Raw genomic sequence first — 3,335 nt, forward strand, 5'->3', positions numbered from 1 at the left:
GAGCAGCCGGCCATTCAAACGACGTGACAAAGGAACCGACGAGCCGGCGGCTGCGTTTAAGGCGGCGTTTTCCAGAATTTTCCGCGCGGCATGGTAGGAGAGATAAGCTTAATCGTCGGCGTACCGCCGAAGCGGTTGACCGACGGAAAAGCATCGCCCGACCCCAGTGATGAAGTCGAGGGATCGCGTTGACCGCAGAAGAGGAGAGTCTGTTAGTTCTGGCGATTAAGGGCTTGCGCAGCACTGAAGCGTTGAGCGCGGTACAACCGAAACTCATGGGAATGTTGTCAAAGGGCTAATATTGGCCCGCCAATTGCGTCTGGTCGGTATCTCGCGGCAAAACTGAGTCGGCGGGACACTGCGCTCGAACCGAGGTGCATCGCAAACCGTAAATCACTTGGGAGGGAGCATAAATCATGCAGACGATCAATGGTCCGGCGATCTTCCTGGCACAATTCGTCGATGATCGGGCGCCGTTCCACACTCTCGACTCGATGGCCGACTGGGCCGCCAAGCTTGGCTACAAGGGCGTACAAATTCCCACCTGGGATTCGCGCCTGTTTGATCTCGAAAGGGCCGCGGAGAGCAGGGCCTATTGCGACGACCTCAAGGGCACGCTGGACAAGCACGGCGTTGTGCCAACCGAACTTTCCACGCATCTCCAGGGGCAGCTGGTCGCGGTTCATCCGGCCTATGATCTTGCCTTCGACGGGTTTGCCCCGCCGGCCCTTCGCCGCAAACCAAAATCGCGCCAGGAGTGGGCAGCAAACCAATTAAAACTGGCGGCCACAGCGTCGGCGAACCTCGGCCTTAAGGCCCACGCGACATTCTCGGGCGCTCTGGCGTGGCCGTATCTTTATCCATGGCCGCAGCGCCCGCTCGGGCTGGTGGAGACGGCGTTCGATGAGTTAGCCAAGCGATGGCGGCCAATTCTCGATGCATTCGATGAAGCCGGAGTGGACTTGGCCTACGAGATTCACCCTGGGGAGGACCTGCACGATGGCGCGAGCTTCGAGATGTTTTTGGATCGTGTCGGGGGGCACCCGCGATGTAATCTTTTATTTGATCCGAGCCATTTCGTCCTGCAGCAGCTCGATTATCTAAGCTACATCGATATCTATCATAGCCGTATCAAAGCCTTTCACGTCAAGGACGCTGAATTTAATCCGACCGGACGCCAGGGCGTCTACGGAGGCTTCCAATCTTGGATCAATCGCGCTGGCCGATTCCGCTCTCTGGGTGACGGACAGGTCGACTTCACCGGAATCTTTTCCAAATTGGCACAATACGGCTACGACGGGTGGGCTGTGTTGGAGTGGGAGTGCTGCATCAAAAGCAGCGATCAGGGCGCTGCGGAAGGCGCGCCTTTCATCGCGCGGCATATCATCCGGGCAGCCGGCCGCGCATTCGACGATTTCGCCGCTTCACAGGCCGACGACAGGGCAAACCGCGACATGCTCGGCCTGGATTGAGAACAATGGCATGGGTGAATTGCGGATGGGAGCGGGCTCGAACGCGAAACGGAAGTTACGGCTAGGGATGGTTGGCGGCGGCCGCGGTGCCTTTATCGGCGCCGTGCATCGCATGGCTTCGCGCCTCGACGACCGCTATGAATTGCTCGCGGGGGCTTTTTCTTCGGAGGCGGCCCGCGCGCGGGCGAGCGGCCGTGAGCTCGGCATTGCGCGGAACCGAACCTATACGACTTATCAGGAGATGGCGGATAAGGAATCGCAGCGCGAGGACGGCATTGATGTCGTCTCGATCGTGACCCCGAACAACGTCCATTTCGGTCCGGCCAAGGCCTTCACCGAAGCCGGTATCCACGTCATCCTGGATAAACCGCTCACCACCACCCTTGGCGAGGCCATCGCTCTCGAAAAGATCGTCCGCAAAAGCCGTCTCATCTTTGGGCTCACCCACACATACACTGGATATCCAATGGTACGGCAGGCGCGCGAAATGGCGCTGGGAGGCGAGCTCGGCAAAGTACGCCTTGTCCAGGTGGAATATCCGCAGGATTGGCTCACACGGCCGCTCGAGAAGACTGGCAACAAACAAGCGCAATGGCGCACCGATCCAAAGCGCTCAGGGCTGGCTGGGGCGCTCGGTGATATCGGCAGCCATGCTTACAACCTCGTCTGCTTCGCTACCGGTTTGAGATGCGAAGCGGTCGCCGCAGACGTGCATACTTTTGTTCCCGGCCGGCGCGTCGATGATAACGTTCACGTTCTCATGCGTTTCGGGAATGGCGCCAAGGGGATACTGTGGGCAAGCCAAGTGGCCGTCGGTTGCGAAAACGATCTTCGACTCCGCGTCTTTGGTGAGAAGGCGAGTCTGGAATGGTCGCAGGCGAACATGAATTATCTGAAGTTCTCGCGTTATGGCGAGCCACACCAGCGCCTTAGCCGTTCCGGCCCCGGGTCGACCGCAGCGGGCGCGCATGCATCGCGCCTCCCGGCCGGGCACCCGGAGGGATATATTGAGGCGTTCGCACAGCTCTATAGCGATCTGGCCGAGCAGATCAGTGCCGGCATCGAGCGTCGTCGTCCTGATGCGGCTTCCCTACTAGTACCCGGCATTGCCGAAGGTGTGGCCGGCATGCGATTCATTGACGCCGTGTTGCGTTCCTCGCGGCGCAAAAGTGCCTGGACCCGCATCACCACGTGATTGCGCTTTTTGCCAGAATATTCGTGACCTGATCGCTTGCTGGAATGTGGCGGACGCTAGCGCATTAATCTTCGAAGCCCTGCGCAACGAGATCCTGGCTCGGGCGGGCATCCGCGCAAGGAACGTGGTCTCCGGCAGGCCATACTCGCGGCGGATGATGTTGGCGCTCTGCCCAGTCGCAGCGGTTCTGTAGAAAGCGACCATACGGTTTGGCACCTTGCCGTCCATAGCCGCAATCGGACGCGAGCAGCAGATTTTCGATGTCGACATACTTCAACGCCTTGCGGACTTCGTTGGCGACCTCGGTGGGAGTATCGGCATTGAGCGTGCGGTGCGATACGACACCGAGCGCAAATTTCCTTTTCGTCTTGCCCTTCCAATTTCCGAGCAGTTCGAGCTCGGCCATTCCACGGTCCTTCATCCCCCGTGTGAGGACATCGCAATTGATCCGGTTCAGATAGATATCGAGCGCGTCCGCGTACGATGTCTTGTCGAACAGCGCTGCATCATGGGGTTGCCCCAGCAGGTGTGAATCCAGACTTCCGCATTTTCCAGTCCCGACATGATTGAGGGCATCGGTCAGGAAGTTGAGCGTATCTTTGGCGTCCGGGTAATAGCAGGCGATAAAGTGGATCGTCGGCTCTTCGATCTGGATCACACTGGAGCCC

The 3,335-nt window shown here is 59.1% G+C and carries 2 protein-coding genes and 1 pseudogene; 2 read left to right on the plus strand and 1 reads right to left on the minus strand.

Annotation, left to right across the window (positions count from 1 at the left end; all coding sequences use genetic code 11):
- The first annotated feature begins 416 nt into the window (after window positions 1–416).
- A complete protein-coding gene (locus ABR948_RS29225) occupies window positions 417–1,472 on the plus strand; it encodes a sugar phosphate isomerase/epimerase family protein (protein WP_428124749.1) in 1,056 nt (351 codons plus the stop codon).
- 10 nt (window positions 1,473–1,482) lie between these two features.
- A complete protein-coding gene (locus ABR948_RS29230; RefSeq protein ID WP_428124751.1) occupies window positions 1,483–2,667 on the plus strand; it encodes a Gfo/Idh/MocA family protein in 1,185 nt (394 codons plus the stop codon).
- Between the two features lie 64 nt (window positions 2,668–2,731).
- Here ABR948_RS29230 and ABR948_RS29235 read toward each other — a convergent pair.
- A pseudogene (locus ABR948_RS29235) lies at window positions 2,732–3,335 on the minus strand (hypothetical protein); the annotation flags it as partial.

Source organism: Bradyrhizobium sp., assembly GCF_050014615.1.
Taxonomy (GTDB): Bacteria; Pseudomonadota; Alphaproteobacteria; order Rhizobiales; family Xanthobacteraceae; genus Bradyrhizobium.

What these genes read in the sequence shown, in the direction of transcription:
- ABR948_RS29225 (WP_428124749.1), top strand. Translation starts at nt 417, where the DNA reads ATGCAGACGATCAATGGTCCGGCGATCTTCCTGGCACAATTCGTCGAT.
- ABR948_RS29230 (WP_428124751.1), top strand. Translation starts at nt 1,483, where the DNA reads ATGGGTGAATTGCGGATGGGAGCGGGCTCGAACGCGAAACGGAAGTTA.